We start from the raw sequence: 26,669 nt of genomic DNA on the forward strand, positions 1-26,669 counted from the left end.
GGATCGAACCCGTGACCGCATCGCGCACGCACACCCTGATCGACACCCCGATCGGTGAGTTGACGTTGGTCAATACCGACGGCGTCCTGTCGGGCCTGTACATGGTGGAGCACCGTCCTTCCCCCGATCGCACTTCCTTCGGGTCCCGGACCACCGAAGGGTTCGACGAGGCGCGGACACAGTTGGACGAGTACTTCGCAGGTGAACGCACCCGCTTCACTCTTCCGCTCGCACCGGCCGGCACCGACTTCCAACGGACGGTGTGGGCCGCGTTGGCGGAGATCGAATACGGCACAACCTGCACCTACACCGCCGTTGCGGCCGCGGTGGGACGGCCCACCGCGGTTCGCGCGGTGGCCGCGGCGAACGCGAGGAACCCGTTGTGCATCGTGGTCCCGTGTCATCGGGTGATCGGGAGCAGCGGCAAGCTCACCGGATATGCCGGGGGTCTCGACCGCAAGCGCCTGCTGCTCGATCGGGAAGCGGCGTTCCGGAGGGCAAAGGCCACTCATGCCCCGGTCTGACACGACGGAGCCCACACATCTACCCCCGTTCGAACGGGTGGTCGCCGACCACGGTCCGACGGTATCGAGGGTGTGCAGGGCTCTGCTGGGTCCCACCGACGCAGACGACGCGTGGTCCGAGACGTTTCTCGCGGCGTTGCGTGCGTACCCCGCCCTGCGGCCGGGCAGCAATATCGAAGCGTGGCTGGTCACCATCGCCCACCGCAAGGCGATCGACGTGCACAGGCTGCGTGGTCGTGCGCCTGTGCCGACGGAGATCGTCCCCGAACGCCCCGCAACAGCGGGATTGCCGGGATCAGGCGACGACCAACTGTGGTCGGCGGTGGCGGCGCTGCCGTTCACGCAGCGCGCAGTGCTGGTGTATCACTACGTGGGCGGGTTGCCGTATGCCGAGATCGGCGCGATTCTCGGCAACAGCGCCGACGCGTCCCGGCGAGCCGCCGCCGACGGCCGGGAAGCGTTGCGCCGCTCCTATCACGCCGAAACAGGAAGCCGCTCATGAACTTTCCTATCCCGTCGGTGTCTACTTCCGATCTGGCCTGGCTGCACGACAAACTCGTCCTCGACGCCGAAGCCGCAGGGTTGCTGGATGTCGCCTACCGCGTCGTCGATACTCCGGTGGGTCCGCTGCTGTTGGCGTCCACCACGGTGGGGCTCGTGAAGGTGGCCTTCGTCGCGGAGGGCGAGGACGCCGTGCTCGACGAACTCGCCCGGCAGATCGGGCCACGCATCCTCGACGCACCCGCCCGGTTCGACGACGCGGTACGTCAGCTCGACGAATACTTCGGCGGCACTCGCACCGCGTTCGATCTCCCTCTCGACTTTCGTCTCGCGACAGGCTTTCGGCGGGAGGTGATCTCGCGGCTTGCCGACATCGAGTACGGACGTACCGCCAGCTACGCGGACGTTGCCGCATCAGCGGGAAGTCCTCGAGCGGTGCGTGCCGTGGGGACGGCATGCGCGAAAAACCCCTTGCCGGTGGTTCTCCCGTGTCATCGCGTCGTCCGCACCGACGGAGGACTCGGGCAGTACGCGGGCGGTGTGGAAGCCAAACAGATCCTGCTGCGGCTCGAAGCCGCCGCGTGATCACTGTCGCCCGGCTCCCGGTGGCGCTCCCATTTTCGGTGCGTCCACTGCTCGCCACCATGCGGAGCCATGCGGTTCCGGGGCACGAACGTCACGATGTAGCCACCGGAACGCACTGTATTGCGCTGCGCACCGCGCACGGTATTGCGAGCGCGGCCGTGACACTCCGCGCCGATACCGGCAGCGTGGTGGCGCGGATCGATGCGCCGCGCCGGGCCGACATCGCAGATGTCGAAGCGGCGGTGCGCCGTTGGCTCGACCTCGACGCCGACCCCACCGTCGTCGACGCCGCGCTTGCCGCCGATCCTGTCCTTGCTCCATTGGTGCGAGCCCGGCCAGGCCTGCGGGTGCTCGGCAGTACCGACTGGTTCACCACGGCCGTGCAGACGATCCTCGGGCAACAGGTGAGTGTCGCGGCAGCAGCCACTTTCGCGGGGCGGCTCGTCGCGGCGTTCGGCGACGACGCGCCAGGTGGATTGCGGTGCTCTCCGACACCGCAACGGATCGCTGCCCTCGCGCCGGAAGATCTGCGTGCGGCGATCGGCACCACACGGTCTCGGGCGAACACCCTGCTGGTCTTGGCCCGAGCGGTATCCGACGGCCTCGATCCCGCGTCGGCGTCCTTTTCCCGTGATCTGCTCGCGCTGCCCGGAATCGGGCCGTGGACCGTCGACTATCTCGCCCTGCGAACCGGCGACCGCGATGCGTACCCCGCCGGTGACCTTGTGCTCCGGCGCGCCCTCGAGGTCGGCACCGCACGCGAAGCGACTGCGCTCGCGGCACAGTGGCAACCGTGGCGTGCCTACGCGGTTGCTCATCTGTGGGCGCATGCAACATTGAATCGGCACCCGTAACGCCCGAACGCACGTATTCTTCGACCAGTCCGGAATGTGCCAGCAGTCCGTCAGCAGTACCCGAGACGGGGGTGTAGACCGCCATGTCGACGAAGCCACGCGTCACGTCCGGTCTGTTGTGGCGGTGTATCGCGTGCGTGACAGTTGCCGTCACGGCCATGGTTCTCGGCGCGGGCAGCAGTGTGGCACAGCCGATCCCGGAGCCCCTGCCTTCGCAGGATCCGTTCTACACCTATGACGGTCCGCTGGCGGATTTCGCTCCGGGCACGATTCTTCGCTCCAGGCCCTCGGTGTTTGCCGCACCGGGTGTCACCACGCCGGTCACCAGCACACAGGTCCTCTACCGTACGACCGACCAGCAGGGCGAGCCGACCGACACCGTTGCGACTGTGCTTCAACCGCTCGCACCGGGGCCCACCAAGCTCATTTCGTTCCACATGGCGTACGACGCACTCGGATCCGAGTGCGATCCCTCCTATACGTTGACCGGGAGCGCTGACAGTGGTGTGTCGCTTGCGGAGCAGACCGTCATCGCCGGATATATCGCCGCGGGATACACCGTTGTGGCTCCCGATTACGAAGGGCCGGAACTGGAGTGGACGGTCGGACGCGAATCGGCGTACGCGGCACTCGACGGGATCAGGGCTACCGAAGAACTGCTGTCGCTTCCCGATTCGACGCCCGTCGGCCTGATCGGCTACTCCGGCGGATCGGTACCGACCCAGTGGGGCGCCGAGGTGGCGCCGAGTTACGCGCCCGAACTGAATATCATCGGCGCTGCCGCCGGCGGCGTGCCGGTCGATCTCGCACACAACCTGCCCTACGTCAGCGGTAGCGCGAAATGGGCGGGCGTGATTCCGGCTTTGGTTGTGGCCTATCAGCGTACATACGACCTCGACACGGACGCGTTTCTCTCCGACCGGGGCAAGCAGGTCGTCGCCGAGGTTGCCAACCGGTGCATTGCGGAGTTCGCGTCCGACTATCCGGGGCTCACCGACGCGGATATGGTTCGTGCGCCCTACCGGTCGTTGCTCGACGTCCGAGAAGTGGCGATCGCGATCAACGACAACATCATGGGCACCGCCGGTACTCCGATTGTTCCGATGTTCCTGGCTGTCGGCCACAGCGACCCCATCGGCGACACCATCATGGTGACCGGCGACGTCGAAGGGCTTGCCCATACGTACTGCACTCGCGGAGTCGCGGTGGCCTATTCCCAGTACGACGGCCTCGACCACGAGGAGGCATTCGTTCCGTTCCAGGCGCAGGCGGCCGAGTTCCTGAACAGTCGCTTCGCCGGCGACAACGTCCGAAACGACTGTGCCTCGATCGGAGTCGGAAATTCGCTCGCGCCTGTTCCGGTGCCCGCAGGCTGATGTCGGGGCCCAGGTTCCTCCGGACCGTACCGCGTGCGACTAGGCGAGTGCGAAGACCGGGAAACCTGGTGCGATAGCCGCCAACTCGTCATCGCTGGAGTTTTTGGTGACACCGTCGAAAAATTTCCCGACTTCCCAGCCCCACCGTTGCAGATACTCGCGCAGCACCGGGATCTTGTCGGCGTCCGCAACTTCGGAGGCGCTGAATTCTTCGACGCGACGCCCGAGGCGAAGTTCCCCGGTGCCGGCTACCCGCAGATTGCGCACCCATTGCGTGTGGCCGCGCGGGGCGACGAGGTAGCGCCTGCCGTCGGAGGTGGTCAGCACATTGACCATGGTGGTGCGCCATTCGCCGCTTTTCCTGCCGCGCACTGCAAGCAGGCGAGAGCCCGCGACGCTGATTCCGAGCTTGGGAAGTGTGTTGAAGAACCGGTTCATGATCGAGTCCAGTCCGGTGGGACCGATGTAGCGGGTGGAGGCATCCATGACGTTTCCTCACTCTCATTCAGAGAGCGGTGCTCTCTGTTGAGAGCCAGTGTGCGCCGGTTGGCGGGGCAGAGTCAAGAGCAGTGCTCTCTGTTGCCGTGTCGCCTGCCCGGGACCGGCCCGTCACCACTGCGAGACGCTTACTCCGGGTCGTCGGCGTAGGTCGTGCGCACGGCTGTCTTCATCGGAAAGCGGACCCGCGTATTGCCGAACATCAATCGGGTGGCGACGTCGACCGACGCGGAGATGTGCGCGGACGCGAGCGCGGGGTTGCGGGTGTGCACCACGACTTCGTCGTGCTGGAAGAACACGAGCTCGCCTGCGGTCGGGTCGGGATCGGTGGTCAGCCGTCGCCGCAGTTCGGCGAGGAGGCACAGCGCCCACTCGGCGGCAGTGGCCTGCACGACGAAGTTCCGGGTGAAGCGGCCGCGGGCACGGACGTCGGGCCCGGACTGAAAACCCGGCGGTGCGGGCGGGCAGGCGCGCCCGAGCCACGAATGCACGACCTCCCCGCGTTCACCGGCCTTCGCTGCACGCTCGACGAATTCCACCGCGTCGGGAAAGCTCTTTCGAAGGACCGCGAGCAGCGACCGGGAGTCACCGGAGGTCGCGCCGTACAGCACTCCGAGCACCGCGACTTTCGCCTTCGCGCGGTCGCCGGCGAACGCGGTGGCGGCAACGGGTGCGTACAGGTCGTCCTCGCCCGCGGCGGCGACCATCCGGGGATCACCGGACATCGCCGCGAGGATCCGCGGCTCGAGTTGCCCCGCATCGGCGACGACGAACGTCCACCCGGGGTCGGCAACCACACTCGAGCGGAGCGCTTTCGGGATCTGAAGTGCACCGCCGCCGCGGCTTGCCCAGCGGCCCGAGACGACGGCGCCGGGGACATAGACCGGCCGGAACCTGTTGCCGTGCACCCAAGTATCGAGCCAGTGCCACCCGTTGGTGCTGAACAGTTTCGCCAGGTCGCGGTGCCGGAGAAGCAGCGGCACCGCAGGATGGTCGATCTCCTGCAGGATGTGCTTGCGCGTGGACTGCACTTCGATGCCTTCGCGCCGGAAGGCGTCGAGTACCTCGGTATGCGAGGCGGGATTGACCGGGCGGCCGAACGCCGACCCGATCTCCTCGGTCACGGCGACGATGCCGGCGGGCATCTCGTAGCCGGTGGGCCGTGGTCCGAGAGTGCGTTCGAGGTGGCGTCGATGGGATTCGGCCGAGAACGGCAGTCCGCCGAACCCCATTTCGGCAGCGGCCAACGTCCCCGCCGACTCCGCGGCCACGAGTAACTCCAGACGGGGATCACCGGCGATGCGGCGGCGCTGGTCGGCGAACCGGGAGATCACGGTGTCGAGGTCCACGGCCGGTGCTGCGTCGAACAAGCCGGGGCGCTCGTCGACCGGGTCGTCGGCGGGCGGAGGGGGTAGCCCCTCGCGCATGCTCAGGATTGCGCCCGTCGTCGCCAGGTCGTGGCATCGCTGGACGCGCACGCCGGCACGAAGGAGTTCGCCGTACACCGACGAAGTGGACGTCCACACCCATCGGGGACGATCGGTGGCTTCGATGTCGGCCACCGCGGCCGCGAGGTCGCGATGCTGTCGCACCGCTGCGTCGGGGGTTCCGTTCTCGTCGACGGTGACGGTACTGGCGCCGCGTACGGCACCGCTACCGGATGGATGAGGAACGACAACCGTGCGCACCGCTCAAGTGTGCCTCTCGAGGTGTGGCTCTTCTCCGCCGCCCGGCCTCCGGCCCGTCGGGCCCAAGATCGTCTTCACCCCCCGTTTCACCCAAGACCGGCGGCCCCGGGCTCCGCAGCGCGGCTACGGTGGTCGTGCGGAGCCCCGCCGCAACCCCGACATGCGGTGGGGTTCCGTTGTGCCGGGACTATCCGATCTTGACGCTCTCCAGGACGCGTGTGGTCGCAGGCGCATCCTCGAGACGGTGGAATCCGCGCCGATCGTAGATCCAGGTGACCACCACACCGATCAACAGGCCGACACCCAGACCCACGAGGGTCATCTTCGTGCCTTCGGCGAGGCCCGCGGAAAGGTTGCCGTCGAAGTAGAGGATGGCGCGCACCGCGAGGTAGATCTGATGCATCGGTTCGAAGGTGGCGAGCCACTCGAAGAGCGGCGGCGACGCCTCGATCGGAATCGTGCCGCCGGAGGACGGCAGTCCCAGCACGATGAACAGCATCAGGTTCACGATCAGTCCGGCGGGTCCGAACACGGACATCACCGAGAGCGAGGTGATGCCGACCGCGGAGATGGCGAGGGCGCCGTACTCCCAGAGCAACAGCGGGCGCGGCACGGGCATCCCGAGCGCCGTGCCGATCCCCAGGTACAGCGCGGACACGACCAGTGCGAGGACGACCAGGATGCCCCACTTGAGGAACAGCACCTGAAGTCGCGACATCCTGGTGGTTTCCTTGGTGATGTACAACGGTCCGTATTCGGTGGGCACGAACCCCAGCGCGGAATCGACGATGGAACTGACGATGGTCGCGCCGGTGAAGCCCGCCAGGATCAGAAGCAGCGTGTAGTAGAACGCGGACAGTCCGGAACCGGTGTGGGCAGGCAGGGGTTTGTGCTCGACGTCCAGGACGTTGATGGGCTCAGCAAGTGTGAGCGCGCTACCGCCCGAGAGCTGGAGATCGGGCGCGGTCTCCGCAAGTGTCGTACGGACGGTCTTCGTGAGTTCTTCACCCACCGATTTGTTGACTGCGGTCAGCGCCTCGTCACCGATGATCCCGACGATGGCTGACGCGAACGTTCCGGTGCGGGGGTTGCTGTAGAGGGTGATGACGGGTTTCTCGATGTCACCCGGGACGACGCTGGCTTGCGCGAGGATCGACGTTCGCTTCGTGAAATCGCTCGGAATCACGATCGCGCCGTACAGTTCGCCGGTGTCGAGGCCGCGGTGCGCTGCGGCTATCCCCATTTCCTGGAGAGCGATGCGCTCGGAATCGACGCCGTCGAGCACCGCGGCGGTGATCTCGGATCCGAGGTTGCGGCGCGCATCGGCTCCCGGCATGACGTCGCCGACATCCTGGTTGACGATCGCCATCGGGAACTCGCGGAGATTCTCGGACGGCTCGAGCATGCTGCCCAGGTAGAAATAGCCCAACGCAGCCATCACCGCAGTGACCACCACGAGTGGTGCCAGCCAGAACCGGGCGCCCCGCAGGGTGTGTCGATGTGGATCGACCGAGATGTCGGAAAAACTCACCCGTCGATTGTGCACACCTGTGTGCTGATTCGTGGAACCGAGTGCTCGAGCACACACGTGGGGGCTGAACGAGGGCGCACAGGCATATGCGCCGTCGCCGACGGTGCGGTACCGCGTCCGGGCCTGCCGCCGGTCAGCGGAGCAGGTTCCCGAGGGTTCGCGCTGCTGTGGTCACCGCACCGGCGAGCCGTTCTTCCTCGGTCGCGTCGAACACGGAGATACCGATTGCGGCCTGGGTGTTGCCGGGCCGCCTGGACAGCGCAGCGGAAATGCCTATCGTCGCCGAGATGATCTCGCCTGCCGAGATCGCATATCCGGCACGGCGAGCCGCGGTCACCTCCGGCCGTTCGCCTTCCTTCGGAGGCAGGGCCGCGAGGATCGCCATCCCGGCGGACCCGCGGTCGATCGGGTCGAGTTGACCGGGCCGAAACGCGATGTGTACGTCGGATCGCCGGGGTTCGACCACCATCATCGCTCGCACATGCGTGTCCGATTCCCGAACGACGAGGTGTGCCGTCGCACCGACGGTGTCGGCGAGTTCTTCGAGGATCGGCCGGGCCAGCGTGCGCAGATCCTGCTCGACCGATTCCGCCAGAGTGACCAGGCCTGCGCCCAGCGAGATGACCTTGTGGTCGTCGCGTCGGCACAGCCGGTGCGCTTCGAGAGTGCGGAGGAGCCGGTGTGCCACCGTGCGGTGTACGCCGATGCCCTCGGCGATTTCAGTGATCGACATCCCGTGCGGATGAGCGGCGAGCAACTCCAGGATCGATAGACCGTTGTGAAGCGTCTTCGACATTCCTGCATCGAGTTCCACCGGGGATCGCCCCAGTGCCTGCGGATCTGCGGTCTGTTGCCCTGCGCCCGACATGTCCCCGGTTACCTCCCTTGACGTTTGTGAACTGTAACACTTAGCATCTTCATTAATCGCACACGACGTGCGATTATCGCACACAAGGACGGTTCAGGTGGTTTCACGCAGTTGCCAGGAGGTCGCCGCGACAGTGCTCGCGGAGGTCCACCAGCTCTACGGCCGGCAGAGCCACCTCATCGACGGGGGATCGGCGCGCGAATGGGCAGAGACATTCGCAGCGGACGGGGAGTTCCACTCGCCCAGCTATCCGGCTCCCGTCGTCGGCGCGGACGAACTCACGCGCTTCGCACAGCTCTTCTTCGAGCGTGCGCGAGACGCCGGAGAAGTCCATCGCCACGTGATCACCAACGTTGACGTCGTCGCCCTCGACGACGAGACCCTGGACGTACGCGCCTACCTGCAGATCGTGGCGACGGCGCGTGGCGGAGACTCCCGCCTGGTCAGATTCACCACGATCGCCGACCGCGTTGTCCGGCAGGGCGCTTCATGGCTGATTGCACGACGCACCGTCCGACGCGACGACTCCTGACACGCCCCTGTGCACGTCGGACCACACCCGTTTCACTCTTTCGAAGGATCACGCACCATGACCGTTGACGCTCAGAACCCGGGCCGCACCGTGACGACTCCTATCGCGGCCGCGTACCCCGAGATGGCCGGTAAGACCGCCGTCATCACCGGGGCCGCACGCGGCATGGGCGCCCAGTTCGCCCGCGGTCTGGCGACGCGCGGCGTGAACGTCGTCGGCGGCGACATCAACGACACGCAGATGAAGGAGACCGCTCAGCAGATCAACGCAGAACTGGCGGCGGAGTCCCTCGCGGCCCGGCCGGGTACGGTCGTCGGTGCCCGCGTGGACGTCACCGATCCCGACGAGCACGAAGCGCTTGCGCAGGTTGCACTCCGGGAGTTCGGCCGGATCGACTTCTGGATCAACAACGCCGGCGTCTTCCCGTTCGCCCTCGTCGACGACATCACCCGCGAGCAGATCGCCATGACCTTGGAGGTCAACGTCGAGGGTGTGCTGTTCGGAGCGCAGGCGGCGTCGCGGCACATGGAACAGGGCGGAGCGATCGTCAACATGTCCTCGGTCTCTGCCCTGCGTGTCCGTAAGGGCCGTGGTGCGTACTGCACGTCGAAGGCGGCCGTTGCCCACCTCACCGAATCGCTCGCAGTCGAACTGGGCGACAAGGGTATTCGCGTCAATTCGATTGCGCCCGGGTATATCGACACCGAGATGACTCGTTGGGTCCAGGAGGATCCCGCCGCACTGGCGCACGCTCTGGACTCGGTCCCGCTCCACCGCCTCGGTGCTCCCGAAGAGGTCTTCGGCCCGCTGCTGTTCCTGCTCTCGGACAGTGCGCGTTACGTCACCGGTCACTCCATTGCAGTGGACGGTGGGTCTCGGCATGTCTGACACAGTGGCCGACGCTACGACCTACCCCTCGGTCGTACTCGTCACCGGTGCGGCAGGAGGTATGGGAGCCAACCACTCCCGTGCGCTCGCGGCCCGCGGTGTTCATGTGTGCCTCGCAGATGTGGTGGATGCGGAGCCCGTAGCCGAAGAGATCAGATCAGCCGGAGGGTCCGCGTCGGCGCATACGCTCGACGTGACCGACGCCGCCGCATGGGACCGTGTTGTCGGCGAGATCCGTTCGCTGCGTGGTGAACTCGGTGGACTCGTCAACAACGCCGGGATCTCGCGCAGGCTCGAGTTCATGGACACCCCTGACGACGTGTGGGAAACCACCATGCGTATCAACCTGTTCGGACCGTTCTACGGGATCAAGGCAGTTGCACCCCTGATGCGCGACGGAGGCGGCGGTGCGATCGTCAACATCTCTTCGATCGCAGGGCAGATCGGTTACTTCTCTCCTGCCTATTCGTCAAGCAAGTGGGGACTGCGGGGATTGTCGAAGTCCGCAGCGGGCAACTTCGCGAAGTGGGGTATCCGGGTGAACTCGGTGCACCCCGGCCTCGTCCGCACGTCGCTTCTCGAAGGTGCCGACACATTCGTCGGCGCAGCTCTCGAGAGCATCCCGGCGGGACGGACAGCCACGGCCGACGAGGTGACCGACGCCGTCCTGTTCCTGCTCTCCGACCGCTCCAGCTACATGACCGGGAGCGAACTCACTGTCGACGGCGGTCTGACCTCGAACGGGCTGTACCACCGCATCATCAAGGAAACGGGAGACCAACTGTCATGATCGACGACGACGTCATCGACGTGGTGGTGATCGGCGGCGGCGGCGCGGGGCTTGCCGCAGCAGTGTCCGCTGCCGAGGCCGGCGCGAGTGTGTTGCTCTTCGAGTCGGAGACGGAGTTGGGCGGCTCGACACAGTTGTCGGCCGGGCTGTTCACTGCGGCAGGCACCAGCGTGCAGCGCGGGCTCGGTATCGAGGACAGCGCCGAGAAGTTCTTCCAGCACTACATGGATCTCAATCACTGGGTGCTCAACCCAGGCTTGGTCCGCGCCTTCTGCGACAACGCCGGCCCCACCCTCGAGTGGCTTCTCGGCCTGGGACTGGAGATTCCGGCGCGGGTGTCCTCGAACGCCCACATGCCCGGGCTGTGTCAGGCCGGGGTCGAGGACGTCTGGCGCGGACATGTCCCGAAGGATCAGGGATACGGCTTGGTGCAGACCCTCGATCGTGCGCGACGTGCGCAGGGGGTCGAAGCGATCCTCGGTACCCGAGTGCAGCGCCTCCTTGTCGACGACGGGCGTGTGGCCGGTGTCGTCGCGGACGACATCGAAGTGCGGGCGCACGCCGTCGTCGTCGCGTCCGGTGGTTTCGCCCAGGACCCGGACCTGCTACAGCGTTACTACCCGTATGCCTTGCGGGCCGGCGAGTCGCTCTTCGTTGTCGCCGCGCCGGGTAGTCGCGGTGACCACCTGCTTTTCGGCGAGCAGGTCGGTTCCTCGATCGCCGGTGACGGCTGGGGATTGATGCTTCCGACCGCGTACTTCCAGCATCTTCACCACTGGCAGGCGGGGTTTCCGCCCAAGTCCCGGCTCTACGTCAACAAGGCGGGCCGGCGGTTCATGGACGAGGATGCGTCCTATGCGGTGTCCGGCGGCATCATGGACCGTCAGGACGGGCCGGTCTGGGCGGTGTTCGATGAAAAGGCCCGAACGGAACTGCCCACCGGATACGCGGACTGGGATGCCGACCGCATCGCCGAAGAGGCGGACGCCGGGCGAACCCTGCGTGCCGATACTCTCGAGGAGCTCGCGCGGCTGACCGACGTGCCGGACGCAGCATTGGCCAGGACGGTGGAGCGCTGGAACACCCAGTTGCCCGTCGGTATCGACGACGACTTTCTGCGGCATCGGACACTCGCCAACAAGGGCTCGACGTCACATCCCGACCCGATCGCGCATCCGCCCTTCTACGCAGTGCGGATGCTTCCGGCCGAACTCGTCTGCACTCACGCAGGACTCGAAATCAACAGCAATGCGGAAGTTCTCGACACAATCGGGAACGTCGTACCCGGCCTCTACGCGGCCGGTGAAGCGGGAGCCGGGATCCTCGGTCTCCGCTACGTCGGCGGCGGTAACGCCATCGCCAACGCCTTGACCATGGGCCGCATCGCGGGCCGCAACGCAGCAGGCGCCTCCGCCGCTGCGACATCCCCCGAACTGGGCGCAGCCGGCGTCTGACGCCGGCTATCCCCCGAATTACAAAGGACACACCATGCTCGGATCCGACGCGGCATCTGCCGTGGAAAGTCCCCCGGTCGCAGAGCCCGCTCAGCCCAAGCAGTCGACGGCGAAGGTCATCCGGGCTGCCGTGGTCGGCACCGTCGTCGAGTACTACGACTTCGGTATCTACGGTTACATGGCGACGATGGTTGCCACCTTGTTCTTCGTCTCCGAGAACGAAACCGCGGCACTGCTCGGAACGTTCGCCGCCTTTGCCGTCGCGTTCTTCCTCCGGGTACCGGGTGGAATCTTCTTCGGACACATCGGCGACAAGTACGGCCGGAAGACGGCGCTGTCCTGGACGATCCTGCTGATGGTCGTGGCCACCGCCGCCATGGGCTTGATGCCCACGTACGCGACGCTCGGCGTATGGGCCACGGCGCTGCTGGTGCTCGCCCGGTGTCTGCAGGGCTTCGCCGCGGGCGGCGAACTCAGCGGCGCCAACGCGTTCGTCTCCGAGTCCGCCCCGGCTCGCTGGCGTGCGACGCAGACATCGCTCGTCAACTCCGGTACCTATCTCGGGTCCCTCGTCGCTTCCCTTGTCGCACTGGGTATCACGTCGGCATTCACCGAGGAGCAGATCCTAGAATGGGCCTGGCGTGTTCCGTTCCTGCTCAGCGTCGTCATCGGCGTGGTCGGTGTCTGGATCCGGAACCATCTCGAGGACACGCCGCAGTTCGAGGAACTCGCGGACAAAGGTGAGACCAAGAAGCTTCCGTTCGTCGAACTGCTGAAGACCTCGGGTGGCAGCGTCGTCAAGATCGTCATGCTCGGCGCGCTCATCGTCGGTGGCTACTACATCGCCTCGGTGTACGCGGCGACCTACCTGCAGACCGAAGGTGGGCAGACGAAGTCGGTTTCCTTCCTGTCGACTTCGCTCGCACTGGTGCTCGGTGTGATCACCCTTCCGATCGCCGGCTACATGGCCGACAAGTTCGGACGCAAGCCGGTGCTGTTCGCGGGTAGTGCGGCTTCGGCTGTGCTGGGCGTTCCGATGTTCATGTTGATGGCGGGCGGAACGATCTGGCAGGCCGTGCTCGGCCAGTCGGTACTGTTCATCTGCGTGTCCGTCGTGAACGGTGCGTCGTTCGTCGTCTACGTCGAGATGCTCAAGGCCTCCGTGCGCTACAGCGGCATCGCGCTGGGCAACAACATCACGAACATGTGCCTCGGCGGCACCGCGCCGTTCATCGCGACCTACCTCATCGACCTGACCGGGAATTCCTTGGCGCCTGCCGGGTACTTCGTCTTCTGTGCGTTGCTCAGTCTGGCTGCGGTCTTCACCATCAAGGAGACCAAGGGAATCGAGTTGCGGACCGATTGACGGATCGACCTGGACGCCGGCATCCACTTCGGATCCGGCGTTCAGGTCGCCTATTTGATATATGCATGAACAATATGGTGTCTGCGGTACTGTAACCGCATGTCAGCTCCCCGGGACCTCGACTACTGGTCCTTTGTCGAACTCGCGCAGGATCGTCTGAACAGCAAGTTCGGCGATCACCATCGCAGTGCGACCGAGGTTCTCCTCACGCTCAACCGTGCCTCGGACATTGTCACGTACGATCTCGAATCCACCGTCCATCGGCCTCGCGGGAGGTCGTGGTCGGCATACAGGCTCATGTTCGTGATCTGGCTGGCCGGTCCCATCGAGCCGAACACGGCCGCCCGGCTGACGGGCATGAGCAGGGCGGCCGTATCGAATCTCGCAAAACCGCTGGTGGACTCGGGTCATCTCCGGAAGGCCCCGGTCGCACACGACGCGCGATCCGTCCAGCTGTCGCTCACGCCCGAGGGCGAAGAGGAAATTGTCGAGGTCTTCGCCGCGCAGAACGAACGTGAAGCGGCGTGGGTGGACGTGCTGTCCGAGACGGAACAGCAGATCCTCGTGATGCTTCTGAACAAGTTGATCACGAACCGCGACCAGTTCGACGTGCGCGGACGCAACTGACCCGAGATCCGACATGTTCGAGTGGTTGCGCTCACGATCCGTAATTAGTTAATGTATTTACTAATGCGAGGCGGGTCGCTCGCGACAGCTCGAGAACATGCGAGGAGCTCGAATCATGGCGTTCTACCGACAACTCGGCGTCATCCCACCCAAGCGCCACACCCAGCACCGCGACGACGACGGCAACCTCTACTACGAGGAATTGATGGGCGAGGAGGGGTTCTCCTCCGACTCGTCGCTGCTCTACCACCGGCACATTCCGTCGGCGATCGCCGACGCCACGAAATGGGAACTCGGCGACCAGAACACCACGCCGAACCACCCGCTCACACCGCGGCATCTCGAACTCCACAAGCTGTTCCCCCGGGAGGTCTGGTCGGAGACCGACGTGGTCACCGGCCGGCGCCTGATCCTCGGAAATCCGGACGTGCGGATCTCCTACGTCGTCTCGTCGAAGGAGTCGCCGCTGTACCGCAACGTGGTCGGCGACGAGATGGTGTACGTCGAATCCGGAACTGCCGACGTCCACACGGTTTTCGGTACTCTCTCGGCCAAGTCCGGCGACTATGTGCTGCTGCCGATGGCGACCACGCATCGTTGGGTGCCAACCGGTGACGAGCCGTTGCGCGCCTACGTCATCGAGGCGAACAGCCACATCGTTCCGCCGAAGCGCTACCTGTCGAAGTACGGACAGTTCCTCGAGCATGCTCCCTTCTGCGAGCGCGATCTGCACGGTCCCGCGGAACTGGTACAGGTCGAGGAGGAGAACGTCGAAGTCCTCGTCAAGCACCGCACGTCACACGGCATCGTCGGCACGCGATACGTGATGGCGCATCATCCCTTCGACGTCGTCGGGTGGGACGGCTGCCTGTACCCGTACACGTTCTCCGTTCATGATTTCGAGCCGATCACCGGCCGTGTCCATCAGCCGCCACCTGTACACCAGGCGTTCGAAGGCAACAACTTCGTGATCTGCAACTTCGTTCCCCGCAAGGTGGACTACCACCCGCTCGCGATTCCGGTGCCGTACTACCACTCGAACGTCGATTCGGACGAGGTGATGTTCTATTGCGGCGGCGACTACGAAGCCCGCAAGGGCTCGGGCATCGGACAAGGGTCGATATCCGTCCATCCCGGAGGCCACGCCCACGGTCCGCAGCCCGGCGCCTACGAGCGCAGCATCGGTGCCGAGTTCTTCGACGAATTGGCGGTCATGGTCGACACGTTCCGCCCACTCGAACTCGGCGAAGGTGCACTTGCCTGTGAGGACCCGTCGTACACGAGTAGTTGGAACCGCAATGCAGGAGCGGCGAAGTGAGCAGTTACGGGCCGCTCCTGACCGGATTGTGTGACGACGCCGCGTTGTTTCCGCCCGGCAACGCACCTCTCCCCGAAGCTGTGTCCGCACACGCGGAGCACAAAAAGGCTTCCCACGCAGCACTTGTCGGATCGTTTGTCTTTCCGGCAGCTCGGCTGGGCGAACTAGCAGAGTTGCTCACGCGGTGCCCGCACCCCGGTGAGTTGATGCTGAGCTTGACGGTACCGGCACCGTCGGCAATGCAGTCCGCACTCGAGCATGCAGCCGTGCTGGATTCCGTGACCGTCGTCGCTCTGGAAACCGCGGTTCCCGCAGACTGCGCGGTCGACGACTTGTTCGCCGCGCTCGGGCAAATCTCGACGTCGCATCCGGACATCACGATCTTCGTGGAAGTTCCCCGGGACACGCGGCGTGCGGTCATCCTGCAACGTCTCGCCGGAGGTCCGTATGCGGCCAAGTTCCGCACCGGCGGTGTGGTCGCGGAGGCATACCCCGACGAAGCCGAACTCGCCGAGGCAATCACCACCGCTGTCGTGGCCGGGATTGCATTCAAGGCGACGGCAGGGCTCCACCACGCTGTCCGTAACACCGCGCGCGACACCGGCTTCGAACAACACGGTTTCGTGAACGTGCTGGCGGCGGTCGCGGCTGTTCTCGAGGGTGCGGACGCACACACTGTCGTCGGGATTTTCGCCGAACGGGACGGCGCCGCGCTCGCTGCTCGGCTCGCAGTCCTACCCGAGGAACGCGCTGCCGAGGTGCGAGCCCGATTCCTTTCCTACGGCACGTGCAGTATCGCCGAGCCGCTCGCCGACCTCCGTGCCCTCGGTCTCGTGCCGTCCACCGATTCCCCGAACTCAGAAGGAACTGCCGCATGACCGTCATCGCAATCCCCGAGGGCTCACTCTTCGGACCGGACAACCTGCCCTACGGCGTCTTCTCCACCGCGGATACCGAACCGCGCGTCGGTGTGCGCGTGGGTGATTCGGTTCTCGACCTGAGCCGGCTGTTCGACGACATCGTCTTCGCCGAACCGTCACTCAACGCATTCATGGCACAGGGACGCACGCGGTGGGACGAGGTCCGTGCCGCAATCCAGGACGCGATCACCGGTGACCTCGACGACGACGCGGTATTCACGATCGACGACGTCACGATGCATCTTCCGATCGAGGTCGCCGATTACGTCGACTTCTACGCCTCCGAGAATCATGCCTCGAACCTGGGCCGGTTGTTCCGTCCCCAGAACCCCGACCCGCTCATGCCCAACTGGAAGCACCTGCCGGTGGGGTATCACGGCAGGTCGAGCACCGTCGTGACCTCGGGTGTGGATATTGTGCGCCCGTGCGGTCAGCGCAAGGGACCGAACGACGAGGTGCCGGTCTTCGGCCCGTCGATCCGGCTCGACATCGAAGCGGAAATGGGGTTCGTCGTGGGCGTCGGTTCGCCGATGGGCTCACAGATCGCTCCCGACGAGTTCGCCGACCACTGCTTCGGCGCGGTGATCCTCAACGACTGGTCGGCCCGCGACATCCAGGCGTGGGAGTACGTCCCGCTCGGCCCCAATCTCGGAAAGTCGTTCGCGACGTCGATCTCTCCGTGGGTGGTGCCGCTTGCCGCTCTCGAGGCCGCGCGGATCGACACGCCGGTGCAGGACCCGGAACCGCTGCCCTATCTGACGGGCAACGAGAAGTGGGGTCTGGACATCGATCTCGCCGTCGAATGGAACGGCCATATCGTGTCGCGTCCCCCGTACGCGCAGATGTATTGGTCGCCGGCGCAGATGCTCGCCCACACGTCGGTCAACGGGGCGGCCACGAGGACCGGCGATCTGTTCGGTTCCGGCACCGTCTCCGGGGCGGAGAAGGACCAGCGCGGCGCCTTCATCGAACTCACGTGGGGTGGCAAGGAACCCGTGCAGGTCGGAGATGACACCCGCACGTTCGTAGAGGACGGCGACGAAATCGCCATCTCGGCCACCGCACCGGGCCCCAACGGCACCCGTATCGGATTCGGCGAGGTCCGCACTCGTATTCTGCCGGCCACGGGCGCGGTGAACTGACCGGCACTCATGCCCGTCGATCGTGGGCTTCGGGCTCTTCGTCGACCGAGAGAAGTTCCCCGACAGTGCAGTTCAAGACCCGGCATACCGCGGTGAGGGTGGAGAATCTGATCGCGCGGGCGCGCCCGTTCTTGAGCACCGAAAGATTGACGACGCTCACACCGACCTGGTCGGCGAGGTGTGCCAGCGTCATGCCGCGTGCCTCGAGCAACTCGTCCAGGTGGCACTGCACGGCGTGATCGTTGTCGGGCGGCATCAGACGAGTCCCTCGTTGTCGCGGGCCACACGGCTACCGATGCGCAGTACGACGGCGACGGCGGACAGCGCCATGCAGAAGACGTACGCGTACCAGAACTCCGGTCCGATTCCCTGCGCGCCGACACCGTCGTCCCAGGCGAGATCCCGAATGGCGAGATTGGAGCCGAGAACGCGGGGAAACGTCGGCGCAATGATGGTGATGACGGCGGCGACCGACGCGGCGGTGACTCCGCGGATGACCCCTTTGTCGAACAACCGCCCGCGCACGAACCTCACCATGACCCAGGTGAGAAGAGCCAGAACCGCCAGGTAGCCGATTGTTTCCAGTGCGTCGGCGCTGCGGAGGAAGCCGACGGTCACGGGCGACACGTCCCCGGTCGGAATGTCGATGTTCGATGTTCCTGCGACGGAGACTGGAGTTCCATTGGGAGAGAACATGTTCGGCGGAGGCGTGTGCTCGAAGGAGAACCGCGCCGTCACGGTCCGGTTCTCCAGGTCGTCGAGGAGTCCGACGACATAGTTGACCACGACGACGAGGGCCGTGGCCGCGAACACTGTGATCGACGCCCAGAGGTCCCTCCGGTCCTTGTTCGACGTCTCGGTAGGAGTGATCGATGGTGCGTCTTCGACCGTGCGCATGGGGCCTGCCAGCATAACGAAAGTCGATAATATCGATATTCGTTATACATATCGAAAAACGATATGTCTATCGGTCTCGGGCGGACTACCGGATCTCGAGTGTGTCCCCGACCGCGATCAGGCCGCACCGGGTGACGGTCGCGTAGACCCCGACGTACGCACCTGGTTTATCGTCCGTGAGTCCCGGTGCGACCGGCCGCGCCATCACCGTGCGGAGCATGTCGCGCCGCGCGGGCACCTCCTGGTGTGCGAGCGTCACCATCACGCACCGTGAGGTGAGCTTGTTCGGTTCGACCGTCGCGGAGCCGATCCCGACCTGCTTCCCGACCCAGCCGTCTTCGAGGAATCCCGCATCCTCGTCCGCCGCCACGACGATCTGTGGCCGGAAACGACGCAGCGCGATCTCCGATGCGTCCCCGGTGCCGAGCGCATCGACCGCGGACGTGGACACCAGGTGGAGTGGCGCTTCGTCGTAGGTGCGCGGGCGGGTCTCCAGCCGGACGGGCCGTCCGGTCGTGTCCGACAACAGATCCTCCACAGCGGGGTCGTTGCCGTGCACCACAGTGCCGTCGGGCAGGGTGATCTCCAGGGCGGCAGGGTCGCGCGGATCGACTTCGTCGAGCAGTCGCGCACGGCACGACAGCAAAGAACCCCAGCGGCGGAACCGCTTTGCGCTTGCGACATCGCCGGTCTCCGGATCGACGACCGCCCACACATGGTCTCCGCGCAGTCCGTCCGACTCGACGGTGGCTGCGTCCATGCGCTCTCCACCGAACGACTTCACCGGATAACGCCAGAGCTGACCGATTCGCACAACATGCCAGCATACGGCGCGGCCGTGTGACCGGGGAGGACAGCTCACCGGGTGACAGGGGCCACATGATGACTAGGGTGTCGCCCATGACGGACAACACGACACGGCGGTGGGGCCTCACCATTCCGCTCGACGGCATTCCCTTCTCCGAGCAACGACGGGTGATCGAGGAGTTGCCGGATCTCGGTTACACCGACGTCTGGTCGTCGGAGGCGGGGGCTGCGGACGCCTTCACGCCCCTCGCGCTGGCGAGCACCTGGGCCCCGTCCCTCCGCCTGGGCACCGCGATCGTGCCGGTGTACACCCGCGGGCCGGCCACGCTCGCGATGTCTGCCGCGACTCTCGCGGCCGCGGCGCCCGGCAGGTTCGTGCTGGGGGTAGGTACGTCCTCCGACGTGATCGTCGGGAAGTGGAACGGGATCCCGTTCGAAGAACCGTTCAAGCGCGCCCGCGACACCCTGCGGTTCCTGCGGTCCGCCCTCGCCGGTGAGAAGGTGAGCCACGAGTACGACACCTTCTCGGTCCAGGGCTTCCGTGCGGGCCTCGTCCCGGACCCCGCGCCGCCGGTTCTGCTCGCTGCGTTGCGTCCGGGCATGCTCAGGCTGGCGGGTAGGGAAGCGGACGGTGCGATCGTGAACTGGTTGTCGGCCGACGACGTGCGCACCGTTGCCCCGTATGTCGACGAAGGCGGCGCCGGTAAGGAGATCGTCGCGCGGATCTTCGTGCTCCCCGGCATGGATGCAGAGACTTCCCGCGCGATCGGGCGCCGCATGATCGCCGCGTACATGAACGTTCCGGTCTACCGCGCCTTTCACGAATTCCTCGGACGGTCCGACGATTTCGCGGGAATGTGGCGGCTGTGGGCCGAAGGTGACCGCAAGGGGGCACTCGAGGCGATCCCGGACCGGGTCGTGGACGATCTCGTGGTGCACGGTCCTCCGGAAGCATGCCGTGAGCACGTGGAGCGCTACATGGACAACGGCGTGACGACGCCGGCGATCGCGCTTCTGCCCTCCGAGGATCCCGCGCCGATGATCCGCGCTCTCGCCCCGCGCTGAGTTCTCACCGAGTGTCGCGGTGGTGCGGGCCGGGCCGGTCCGGCAGGCTGGGAGCATGACCGACACCAGTACCGCGCCCGTACTCGTCGCCGTCGACGAGGCCAGTGGAATCGGCGTGCTCACCCTGAACAACGCCCGGCAGCGCAATACGTTGTCCGTGAACACGATGCGCGAGGTGATCGCGGGGCTGATCGCACTGTCCTCGGATACGAAGGTGATCGTGATCCGTGCGGAGGGGCCGGCGTTCTCCGCGGGCCACAATCTGCGGGACATGATCGGGCGCACCCTCGAAGAAGAGCGCGCCATCTTCGACACCTGCAACGAGATGATGAAGACCGTGCAGGCGATCCCTCAGCCGGTGATCGCGTCGGTGCAGGGGCCCGCGTTGGCGGCGGGCTGTCAACTGGTCGCCGCATGCGACCTCGCGGTGGCTGCGGACAGTGCGGAGTTCGGAACACCCGGCGTACGGATCGGGTTGTTCTGCTCGACACCGATGGTCGCGGTCAGCCGGGCCGTCGGGCGGAAACGCGCACTGCAGATGCTGCTCACGGGCGACATGATCGATGCCCGGACGGCGGCGGACTGGGGCCTGGTCAACTTCGTCGTGGAGGCGGAGGCGCTGGACACCGAGACGACGGCACTCGCGGTGAAGATCGCGGCCGCGTCGCCGGTGACGGTGCGGATCGGCAAGGAGGCGTTCTACCGGCAGATCGAACTCCCTCAAGACGCCGCGTACGAGGCGATGGCGGAGACGATGGCGACCAACGCCGTCCTCGACGACGCGCAGGAGGGTATGTCCGCGTTCGTCGACAAGCGTGCGCCGGTGTGGACGGGACGGTGACCGCGGCGCTTATCGAGCGCTAGGTCTCGACCAATTGTTGGACGTCCTATAACGTTGCCCGCATGAGTTCCGATCCCCGTGCGAACACCGTCGACGCTGTAGTGCACCGTTCCGCCGCCCGGTTCCCCGACCGTGTGGCGTTGCGGTTCGCCGATCGCAGCCTCACCTACCGGGAACTCGACGCCGCCGTGTCCCGGACCGCCGCGCGTCTGCTGTCCCTCGGCCTCACCGCCGGCGATCGCGTGGCCGGGTACGGCACCAATTCCGACGCGTATGTGCTGGGTTACCTCGGGGCGGCGCGCGCCGGTCTCGTGCACGTGCCGATCAATTACGCGCTGCGCGGCGAAGAGTTGTCCTATCTCCTCGCGCAGTCCGGGGCCAAGGCTGTGCTCGTCGATCCGGCGCTGCGCGGCGAACTCGACCGCGTTCTGCCCGACGTTCCCGCCGAGCACGTGCTCGCACTGCGCGACGAGGACGCGTCGCTGCTGAGCGAGGCGACGGACGGTCCCGTGCCGGCACTCGACGCCGCGCCGTCCGCCGACGATCTCGTGCAACTGCTGTACACCTCGGGAACCACGTCGAAGCCCAAGGGCGCCATGATGACTCACGGCGCACTGGTACACGAGTACACGTCGTCGATCGTCGCCCTCGACTTGCGCGCCGACGACAACCCGCTGATCTGCATGCCGCTGTACCACTCGGCGGCCATGCACGTGTTCCTGCTGCCGTACCTCGCGGTCGGCGCGACGATCACCCTGCTGCCGGCCCCGGACATCCCGGAGATCCTGCGCCTGGTCGAATCCGAGCGGATCGGATCGCTGTTCCTCGCCCCCACCGTGTGGGTCCCCCTGGCCAACCATCCCGATCTGGACACGCGCGATCTCTCGTCGCTGCGCAAAGCGCAGTACGGCGCGTCGATCATGCCGGTCACGGTGCTCAACCGGTTGCGCGAGCGCTACCCCGACCTGAGCTTCTACAACTGCTTCGGCCAGTCCGAGATCGGCCCCCTGGCCTGCGTGCTCGGGCCCGACGAGCACGCCGACCGCCCCTCGTCGTGCGGGCGCGCGGTGCTGTTCGTCGAGACCCGCGTCGTCGACGCCGAAGGGAACGACGTTCCCGACGGCGAACCGGGTGAAGTGCTCTACCGGTCGCCGCAGTTGTGCCTCGGCTACTGGGAGAACCCGGATGCGACCGCGGAAGCCTTCCGCGACGGCTGGTTCCACTCCGGTGACCTCGTCACGCGCGATCCGGAGGGGTACATCACCGTCGTGGACCGGATCAAGGACGTGATCAACACCGGCGGCATCCTCGTCGCCTCCCGTGAGGTGGAGGACGCCCTCTACACGCACGGGTCCGTTGCGGAGGTCGCCGTCATCGGGACCCCCGACGAGAAGTGGATCGAGGCGGTCACCGCGGTGGTCGTGCTCAAGGACGGTCACACGGTCACCGAGCGCGAACTCGTCGACCACGTGCGGAACCGGCTCGCGGCATTCAAGGTGCCCAAGATCGTCCGTTTCGTCGATACTCTCCCGCGCAACCAGAGCGGCAAGCTGCTCAAGCGGGAACTGCGCGCGGTCTGACCGGAGGCCGCGTCGGGCACGCCGGGCGACACTGTGACATCCAGCCGTTCCGGCGGGTCATCAACGAAGGGGACACATGAGGAACAAGCACGTGCCGTCGTGGCACGACGACGAGGTGCGGGCACTGTCGGAACTGGCGGGCGATTTCTTCGAACGCGAGGTCATGGCGCACGCGGAGAAGTGGGACGAGCAGCGTTGCATCGACCGCCACGTATGGCTCGAGGCAGGCAAGCTGGGGCTGCTGCTGTGCTCGGTTCCGGAAGAGTACGGCGGTGGCGGCGGCACGTTCGCGCACGACCTCGCCGTGTTCGAAGCGCAGGGATACTCCGGCGACCTCGCGCTCGGCATCTCCGTGCACAGCGGCATCGTTGCGCACTACATCCTGGAGTACGGCACGGAGGAGCAGAAGCGGACCTGGTTGCCCGGGATGGCAACCGGCGAGATCCTCGGTGCGATCGGCATGACCGAGCCGGGAGCCGGTTCGGATCTCAAGGCGATCAAGACCAGCGCGATCCGCGACGGCGACGAGTACGTCGTCAACGGGTCGAAGACGTTCATCACCAACGGGTCGTCGGCCGACGTCATCGTCCTCGCCGTCAAGACCGACCCGAAGGCCGGTGCCAAGGGCGTCTCGCTGCTCATCGTCGATCTGCGCGACTGTGAGGGCTTCGCGGTCGGGCGCGTGCTCGACAAGGTGGGGCAGCATGCCGCCGACACGTCGGAACTGTCGTTCACGGACGTGCGGGTGCCGGTGTCGAACCTGCTCGGCGAAGAAGGACAGGGCTTCGCGCAGCTCATGGCGCAACTCGTGCAGGAACGTCTGATCATCGGCGCGCAGGCGGCCGGCGCCATGCAGCGCGCGGTCGACGAGACCGTTCGGTACACCAAGGCGCGACAAGCGTTCGGGCACAGCCTCTTCGAATTCCAGAACACGGCGTTCGAGCTTGCCGAGTGTCAGACCATCGCCCGCACCAGCCGCATCTTCCTCGACCACTGCATCGAGCAGCACCTGCGCGGCCGCCTCGACCCCGCCGATGCGGCGATGGTCAAGTACTGGCTCACCGACAAGCAGTGCGAGGTCGTCGACCGGTGTGTCCAGCTGCACGGCGGCTACGGCTACATGCGGGAGTACCTCATCGCCCGGATGTACGAAGACGCCCGGGTACAGCGCATCTACGCAGGTGCGAACGAAGTCATGAAGGTGCTCATCGCACGGTCGCTGTAGCAGCGGGCCGCGTGGTTGTCTCGATGGGCGAGTTACCTCACCACGGCCTTCTCGTGGTGAGGTACGCAGCCATTTCCTGACTCTGGCGACGGTGCGCCCGGCGATGTTCGGCGCGCGCCTCTCCGGAGGCGTTGAGCTTTCGCTCCTCGTCGGATTCCGGGATCACCGGCGGCACCGCGGTGGGTCGCCCGTCGTCGTCGATCGCCACGAACGTCAGGAAGGCAGTCGCTGCGATGCGGCGGTCTCCGCTGCGCAGATTCTCGGCGGTCACCTTCACGAACACTTCCATCGAGCTGTGACCGGTCCAGGTGACGAACGACTCGAGGCACACCGAGTCGGTCTGGTGCACAGGTGCGAGGAACGCCACAGAGTCGGTCGAGGCCGTAACCACGGATGCGCGGCTGTGGCGGGTCGCCGAAATCGACGCGGTCATGTCGATATCACTCATCAACTTCCCGCCGAAGAGGGTGTTGTGATCGTTGACGTCGTTGGGAAAGACCCTATTGGTCTTGACAACTCGTGATTCGCTGCAGGTTTTTGCTTCCACCGGGATCCTTTCGAGCGCGGGACCTGCAGGATCTCTGCCGATCGCACCTATCCAGCGTACGACTGTCGCCGGTGTGCGCGCCTACGGCCGCCGCTCGGATGTGAGGTGGACGTGGTGGTCGATGATCTTCGTCAGCATGGCGACGAGTTGCTCGCGTTCGTCGGCGTCGAGCGGCGCGAAAGCTTCGTCCTGCACGGCGGTGAGCACGCGTTCGAGTTCTGCCAGGCGGTCGCGGCCTTTCCGCGTGAGACTGACGATGTTGCGCCGGCGATCCTTGGGGTCGGAGGCGCGCCGGACGTACATGCGGTCGGCCAGTGCGTCGATGCATGCAACGACGTCGCTCCGGTCGAGACCACATCGGCGTCCGAGTTCGACCTGGCTGGACGGGCCGAATTCGTCGAGGGCGGAGAGCATCCGGTAGTGATGGCCGCGTGCGCCGGCCGCATCGAGACGGTCGAACACCACGCGGTGCACCCGCATGGCGGACTGCGTCAGCAGAAAGCTCGGGAGATGGTCGAGCCGGGTCGGCACGGGATAGTTGTCGGGGTCGGACATTCGTACACCTCCCTGAGGTCGGCAATCTGGCGGCGGGAATCGTGCCGATCGGTGACGGCTGTGGTCGTGGCGGCTGTGACAGCGCTGACGATCAGTGACGGCGGTGATCGGTGACCGCGGTACGCGGGCCTCGCCGCGGGACGCTCGAATATCCTCCGGATTCGACGAGCAGCCGCACGGCTCGATACCGATGCGGCCGAAGGGGTTCGAGGTACTCGACCATGCCGGCGTCGTCGAGCGGCGAACCGAGCAGTGCCCAGCCGACGACCGTGGCGAGGTGATAGTCGCCGACAGACAGGGCGTCGGCGTCGCCGAAGGCCCGCTGCGCGACTTCGGCGGCCGTCCAGACCCCGATGCCGGGCACCGAACGCAGCGCGCGACGCGCTCGCGCTGGATCGTCGTCGACGAGACGCTCGAGCGAGTCGGCCAGCTGGGCGCACCGCACGATCGTCTTGGCCCTTGCGGGGTCGACGTTCGCGCGATGGAACTCCCACGAGGGGATCCGCCGCCACGACTCCGCGCTCGGCGGCACCCGCATGCCCTGCGGTGCGGGACCGGGTGCGGGCTCCCCGAAGCGGGTGACCAGGTGACGCCAGGAGGCGAACGCCGCGATGCCGTGCACCCGCTGCTCGAGGACGGCGGGGACGAGTGCTTCGAGTACGCGGCCCGTGCGGGTGATACGCAGACCGGGCATGCGGCGGTGCGCCTCGGCGAGCGCAGGGTGAGCGGGAGCGAATCCGGACGGGTCGTCGTGGGCGCCGAGGAGAGCGGGAAGCCGATCGAGCAGTTCCCCGGAGCCGGGGCCCCACACGAGGCAGCGGACGGAATCGGTCCCGGCCTGCGTGATCCGGTAGGTCACAGGACCCGTCTCCATGCGCGACACACGCCAGAGGGCACTTCCGTCACGGCGGTGGCAGGGGTCGCGGGGTCCGTGCTGCAGCGGGCGTAGGGTTTGTGCGACGTCGACGGGCCCGGGCACCCTCACGAGAGTGTCGACAGGTGCGGCATCGTTGACGGACGCGGTCACCGACCTACCGTACCTCTGTAGCGGTCGGACTTCTGTGACGGCCGCGACGGTTTCCCGGTGTCGGACGGAAAGGCTATGGTCGGCGACATGATCATCGTGAGCACCGACGGATCCTGCCTGCGTAATCCAGGTGGCGCCATCGGATGGGCGTGGGTCAATCACGAAGGACCGAGTGCATCGGGGGGTGAACGCTCCGGTACCAACCAGATCGCCGAACTCCGTGCGGTGCTCGAGGCACTGCGTGCGCATCCCGGTACCGAACCCATGATCATCGAATCCGACTCGCAGTACGCCATCAAATGTGCGTCCGAGTGGCTGCCCGGATGGAAACGCAAGGGCTGGAAGACGTCCACGGGATCGCCGGTGAAGAACATCGAACTCGTGCGTGCCATCGACCGCGAACTCGTCGAACGCGCCGGACCGGTGCGGTTCCGCTGGGTACGCGGTCATGTCGGCAACCACTTCAACGAAGTCGCCGACACGCTCGCCGGCGAGGCGGCCCGGGAAGTCGCGGCCCGGCCCGGGCCCATCGAGGTACCCGATCCGCTGCCGCGCGCGGTGGCGCGGGCAGAGACGGCCAGAGCCGGAGACGTCGAACTCACGCTCTTCTGACGAGGTGTGCGGCCCGGCACGTCGCTCGAGGCCGCTCGGGTACGGTCGCGG

General features: G+C 66.2%; 29 protein-coding genes. 19 read left to right on the forward strand and 10 right to left on the reverse strand.

The window, feature by feature from the left end; translation table 11 throughout:
- The first annotated feature begins 11 nt into the window (after window positions 1–11).
- The 5 genes from HF877_RS19440 to HF877_RS19460 all read left to right on the forward strand — a co-directional run bounded on the left by HF877_RS19440 (window position 12) and on the right by HF877_RS19460 (window position 3,840).
- Window positions 12–524, forward strand: a complete 513-nt coding sequence (locus HF877_RS19440) for a methylated-DNA--[protein]-cysteine S-methyltransferase (RefSeq protein WP_169622843.1) — start codon at window positions 12–14, stop codon at window positions 522–524.
- A complete protein-coding gene (locus tag HF877_RS19445; RefSeq protein ID WP_169622844.1) occupies window positions 511–1,026 on the forward strand; it encodes an RNA polymerase sigma factor in 516 nt (171 codons plus the stop codon). Before HF877_RS19440 ends, HF877_RS19445 begins: the two co-directional genes overlap by 14 nt.
- Window positions 1,023–1,610 (forward strand): methylated-DNA--[protein]-cysteine S-methyltransferase, encoded by a 588-nt coding sequence (locus HF877_RS19450; RefSeq protein ID WP_169622845.1) that lies wholly within the window; start codon window positions 1,023–1,025, stop codon window positions 1,608–1,610. Before HF877_RS19445 ends, HF877_RS19450 begins: the two co-directional genes overlap by 4 nt.
- Window positions 1,607–2,464, forward strand: coding sequence for a DNA-3-methyladenine glycosylase 2 family protein (locus tag HF877_RS19455; RefSeq protein WP_169622846.1), 858 nt, complete (start codon window positions 1,607–1,609; stop codon window positions 2,462–2,464). Before HF877_RS19450 ends, HF877_RS19455 begins: the two co-directional genes overlap by 4 nt.
- 158 nt (window positions 2,465–2,622) lie before the next feature.
- Window positions 2,623–3,840 (forward strand): lipase family protein, encoded by a 1,218-nt coding sequence (locus tag HF877_RS19460; protein ID WP_240952806.1) that lies wholly within the window; start codon window positions 2,623–2,625, stop codon window positions 3,838–3,840.
- A gap of 39 nt (window positions 3,841–3,879) precedes the next feature.
- Here HF877_RS19460 and HF877_RS19465 read toward each other — a convergent pair whose 3' ends face one another.
- From HF877_RS19465 to HF877_RS19480, 4 genes are all read right to left on the reverse strand, one after another.
- Window positions 3,880–4,326, reverse strand: coding sequence for a nitroreductase/quinone reductase family protein (locus HF877_RS19465; RefSeq protein WP_169622848.1), 447 nt, complete (start codon window positions 4,324–4,326; stop codon window positions 3,880–3,882).
- Between the two features lie 140 nt (window positions 4,327–4,466).
- Window positions 4,467–6,026 carry a bifunctional 3'-5' exonuclease/DNA polymerase gene (locus HF877_RS19470; protein WP_169622849.1) on the reverse strand — a complete coding sequence of 520 codons (1,560 nt, stop codon included), beginning with the start codon at window positions 6,024–6,026 and terminating at the stop codon, window positions 4,467–4,469.
- Between the two features lie 187 nt (window positions 6,027–6,213).
- Window positions 6,214–7,557 (reverse strand): DUF3533 domain-containing protein, encoded by a 1,344-nt coding sequence (locus HF877_RS19475; protein WP_169622850.1) that lies wholly within the window; start codon window positions 7,555–7,557, stop codon window positions 6,214–6,216.
- A gap of 133 nt (window positions 7,558–7,690) precedes the next feature.
- Window positions 7,691–8,353, reverse strand: a complete 663-nt coding sequence (locus HF877_RS19480; RefSeq protein ID WP_169622902.1) for a helix-turn-helix domain-containing protein — start codon at window positions 8,351–8,353, stop codon at window positions 7,691–7,693.
- A 169-nt stretch (window positions 8,354–8,522) separates the two neighbouring features.
- Between HF877_RS19480 and HF877_RS19485 the strand changes: the two genes are divergently transcribed.
- The 9 genes from HF877_RS19485 to fahA all read left to right on the forward strand — a co-directional run bounded on the left by HF877_RS19485 (window position 8,523) and on the right by fahA (window position 17,462).
- Window positions 8,523–8,957 carry a nuclear transport factor 2 family protein gene (locus tag HF877_RS19485; protein ID WP_169622851.1) on the forward strand — a complete coding sequence of 145 codons (435 nt, stop codon included), beginning with the start codon at window positions 8,523–8,525 and terminating at the stop codon, window positions 8,955–8,957.
- 57 nt (window positions 8,958–9,014) lie between these two features.
- Entirely contained in the window at window positions 9,015–9,845 is an 831-nt protein-coding gene (locus tag HF877_RS19490) for an SDR family oxidoreductase (protein WP_169622852.1), read from the forward strand.
- Entirely contained in the window at window positions 9,838–10,635 is a 798-nt protein-coding gene (locus HF877_RS19495; RefSeq protein WP_169622853.1) for an SDR family oxidoreductase, read from the forward strand. Before HF877_RS19490 ends, HF877_RS19495 begins: the two co-directional genes overlap by 8 nt.
- A complete protein-coding gene (locus HF877_RS19500; protein WP_169622903.1) occupies window positions 10,635–12,089 on the forward strand; it encodes an FAD-dependent oxidoreductase in 1,455 nt (484 codons plus the stop codon). The genes HF877_RS19495 and HF877_RS19500 overlap by 1 nt, the downstream gene beginning before the upstream one ends.
- A gap of 34 nt (window positions 12,090–12,123) precedes the next feature.
- Entirely contained in the window at window positions 12,124–13,455 is a 1,332-nt protein-coding gene (locus HF877_RS19505) for an MFS transporter (protein ID WP_169622854.1), read from the forward strand.
- Between the two features lie 99 nt (window positions 13,456–13,554).
- A complete protein-coding gene (locus HF877_RS19510; RefSeq protein ID WP_169622855.1) occupies window positions 13,555–14,082 on the forward strand; it encodes a MarR family winged helix-turn-helix transcriptional regulator in 528 nt (175 codons plus the stop codon).
- A 115-nt stretch (window positions 14,083–14,197) separates the two neighbouring features.
- Window positions 14,198–15,400: a homogentisate 1,2-dioxygenase gene (locus HF877_RS19515; protein ID WP_169622856.1), complete on the forward strand. Its 1,203-nt coding sequence runs from the start codon at window positions 14,198–14,200 to the stop codon at window positions 15,398–15,400.
- Window positions 15,397–16,278: a hypothetical protein gene (locus HF877_RS19520; protein WP_169622857.1), complete on the forward strand. Its 882-nt coding sequence runs from the start codon at window positions 15,397–15,399 to the stop codon at window positions 16,276–16,278. The genes HF877_RS19515 and HF877_RS19520 overlap by 4 nt, the downstream gene beginning before the upstream one ends.
- Complete coding sequence (fahA, locus tag HF877_RS19525) at window positions 16,275–17,462, forward strand: fumarylacetoacetase (RefSeq protein ID WP_169622858.1); 1,188 nt, start codon at window positions 16,275–16,277, stop codon at window positions 17,460–17,462. Before HF877_RS19520 ends, fahA begins: the two co-directional genes overlap by 4 nt.
- 7 nt (window positions 17,463–17,469) lie before the next feature.
- Here the strand turns inward: fahA and HF877_RS19530 are convergent, their stop codons facing one another.
- The 3 genes from HF877_RS19530 to HF877_RS19540 all read right to left on the reverse strand — a co-directional run bounded on the left by HF877_RS19530 (window position 17,470) and on the right by HF877_RS19540 (window position 19,221).
- The gene (locus tag HF877_RS19530; RefSeq protein ID WP_169622859.1) at window positions 17,470–17,718 is read right to left on the reverse strand and encodes a helix-turn-helix domain-containing protein; all 249 of its coding nucleotides are present in this window, start codon (window positions 17,716–17,718) and stop codon (window positions 17,470–17,472) included.
- Window positions 17,718–18,359: a hypothetical protein gene (locus HF877_RS19535; protein WP_240952783.1), complete on the reverse strand. Its 642-nt coding sequence runs from the start codon at window positions 18,357–18,359 to the stop codon at window positions 17,718–17,720. The genes HF877_RS19530 and HF877_RS19535 overlap by 1 nt, the downstream gene beginning before the upstream one ends.
- Before the next feature lie 85 nt (window positions 18,360–18,444).
- Window positions 18,445–19,221 (reverse strand): MOSC N-terminal beta barrel domain-containing protein, encoded by a 777-nt coding sequence (locus tag HF877_RS19540; RefSeq protein ID WP_346765246.1) that lies wholly within the window; start codon window positions 19,219–19,221, stop codon window positions 18,445–18,447.
- 38 nt (window positions 19,222–19,259) lie between these two features.
- On the opposite strand from HF877_RS19540, the gene HF877_RS19545 reads away from it, so the two are divergent.
- From HF877_RS19545 to HF877_RS19560, 4 genes are all read left to right on the forward strand, one after another.
- Window positions 19,260–20,231 carry an LLM class F420-dependent oxidoreductase gene (locus HF877_RS19545; protein WP_169622862.1) on the forward strand — a complete coding sequence of 324 codons (972 nt, stop codon included), beginning with the start codon at window positions 19,260–19,262 and terminating at the stop codon, window positions 20,229–20,231.
- A 55-nt stretch (window positions 20,232–20,286) separates the two neighbouring features.
- The gene (locus tag HF877_RS19550; RefSeq protein WP_169622863.1) at window positions 20,287–21,072 is read left to right on the forward strand and encodes an enoyl-CoA hydratase; all 786 of its coding nucleotides are present in this window, start codon (window positions 20,287–20,289) and stop codon (window positions 21,070–21,072) included.
- Window positions 21,073–21,134: 62 nt separating this feature from the next.
- Entirely contained in the window at window positions 21,135–22,652 is a 1,518-nt protein-coding gene (locus tag HF877_RS19555) for an acyl-CoA synthetase (RefSeq protein ID WP_169622864.1), read from the forward strand.
- 76 nt (window positions 22,653–22,728) lie between these two features.
- Window positions 22,729–23,877 carry an acyl-CoA dehydrogenase family protein gene (locus HF877_RS19560; RefSeq protein ID WP_169622865.1) on the forward strand — a complete coding sequence of 383 codons (1,149 nt, stop codon included), beginning with the start codon at window positions 22,729–22,731 and terminating at the stop codon, window positions 23,875–23,877.
- A gap of 37 nt (window positions 23,878–23,914) precedes the next feature.
- Here HF877_RS19560 and HF877_RS19565 read toward each other — a convergent pair whose 3' ends face one another.
- From HF877_RS19565 to HF877_RS19575, 3 genes are all read right to left on the reverse strand, one after another.
- Window positions 23,915–24,424, reverse strand: coding sequence for an acyl-CoA thioesterase (locus HF877_RS19565; protein WP_169622866.1), 510 nt, complete (start codon window positions 24,422–24,424; stop codon window positions 23,915–23,917).
- Between the two features lie 81 nt (window positions 24,425–24,505).
- Window positions 24,506–24,979: a MarR family transcriptional regulator gene (locus HF877_RS19570; protein WP_169622867.1), complete on the reverse strand. Its 474-nt coding sequence runs from the start codon at window positions 24,977–24,979 to the stop codon at window positions 24,506–24,508.
- Between the two features lie 91 nt (window positions 24,980–25,070).
- Window positions 25,071–26,006 carry a DNA-3-methyladenine glycosylase 2 family protein gene (locus HF877_RS19575; protein WP_169622868.1) on the reverse strand — a complete coding sequence of 312 codons (936 nt, stop codon included), beginning with the start codon at window positions 26,004–26,006 and terminating at the stop codon, window positions 25,071–25,073.
- 87 nt (window positions 26,007–26,093) lie between these two features.
- On the opposite strand from HF877_RS19575, the gene HF877_RS19580 reads away from it, so the two are divergent.
- A complete protein-coding gene (locus HF877_RS19580) occupies window positions 26,094–26,618 on the forward strand; it encodes a ribonuclease H (protein WP_169622869.1) in 525 nt (174 codons plus the stop codon).
- Window positions 26,619–26,669: the final 51 nt, after the last annotated feature.

The organism is Rhodococcus sp. BL-253-APC-6A1W (genome assembly GCF_012843405.1).
In the GTDB taxonomy this organism is placed as follows: Bacteria; Actinomycetota; Actinomycetes; order Mycobacteriales; family Mycobacteriaceae; genus Rhodococcus.

Bases quoted from the DNA above. Each gene is read 5' to 3' on its own strand.
- HF877_RS19555 (WP_169622864.1), top strand. From the start codon at position 21,135: ATGAGTTCCGATCCCCGTGCGAACACCGTCGACGCTGTAGTGCACCGT.
- HF877_RS19580 (WP_169622869.1), top strand. From the start codon at position 26,094: ATGATCATCGTGAGCACCGACGGATCCTGCCTGCGTAATCCAGGTGGC.
- HF877_RS19515 (WP_169622856.1), top strand. From the start codon at position 14,198: ATGGCGTTCTACCGACAACTCGGCGTCATCCCACCCAAGCGCCACACC.
- HF877_RS19495 (WP_169622853.1), top strand. From the start codon at position 9,838: ATGTCTGACACAGTGGCCGACGCTACGACCTACCCCTCGGTCGTACTC.
- HF877_RS19535 (WP_240952783.1), bottom strand. From the start codon at position 18,359: ATGCGCACGGTCGAAGACGCACCATCGATCACTCCTACCGAGACGTCG.
- HF877_RS19530 (WP_169622859.1), bottom strand. From the start codon at position 17,718: ATGCCGCCCGACAACGATCACGCCGTGCAGTGCCACCTGGACGAGTTG.
- HF877_RS19450 (WP_169622845.1), top strand. From the start codon at position 1,023: ATGAACTTTCCTATCCCGTCGGTGTCTACTTCCGATCTGGCCTGGCTG.
- HF877_RS19510 (WP_169622855.1), top strand. From the start codon at position 13,555: ATGTCAGCTCCCCGGGACCTCGACTACTGGTCCTTTGTCGAACTCGCG.
- fahA (WP_169622858.1), top strand. From the start codon at position 16,275: ATGACCGTCATCGCAATCCCCGAGGGCTCACTCTTCGGACCGGACAAC.
- HF877_RS19465 (WP_169622848.1), bottom strand. From the start codon at position 4,326: ATGGATGCCTCCACCCGCTACATCGGTCCCACCGGACTGGACTCGATC.
- HF877_RS19460 (WP_240952806.1), top strand. From the start codon at position 2,623: ATGGTTCTCGGCGCGGGCAGCAGTGTGGCACAGCCGATCCCGGAGCCC.
- HF877_RS19480 (WP_169622902.1), bottom strand. From the start codon at position 8,353: ATGTCGAAGACGCTTCACAACGGTCTATCGATCCTGGAGTTGCTCGCC.
- HF877_RS19560 (WP_169622865.1), top strand. From the start codon at position 22,729: ATGAGGAACAAGCACGTGCCGTCGTGGCACGACGACGAGGTGCGGGCA.
- HF877_RS19505 (WP_169622854.1), top strand. From the start codon at position 12,124: ATGCTCGGATCCGACGCGGCATCTGCCGTGGAAAGTCCCCCGGTCGCA.
- HF877_RS19550 (WP_169622863.1), top strand. From the start codon at position 20,287: ATGACCGACACCAGTACCGCGCCCGTACTCGTCGCCGTCGACGAGGCC.
- HF877_RS19545 (WP_169622862.1), top strand. From the start codon at position 19,260: ATGACGGACAACACGACACGGCGGTGGGGCCTCACCATTCCGCTCGAC.
- HF877_RS19445 (WP_169622844.1), top strand. From the start codon at position 511: ATGCCCCGGTCTGACACGACGGAGCCCACACATCTACCCCCGTTCGAA.
- HF877_RS19490 (WP_169622852.1), top strand. From the start codon at position 9,015: ATGACCGTTGACGCTCAGAACCCGGGCCGCACCGTGACGACTCCTATC.
- HF877_RS19570 (WP_169622867.1), bottom strand. From the start codon at position 24,979: ATGTCCGACCCCGACAACTATCCCGTGCCGACCCGGCTCGACCATCTC.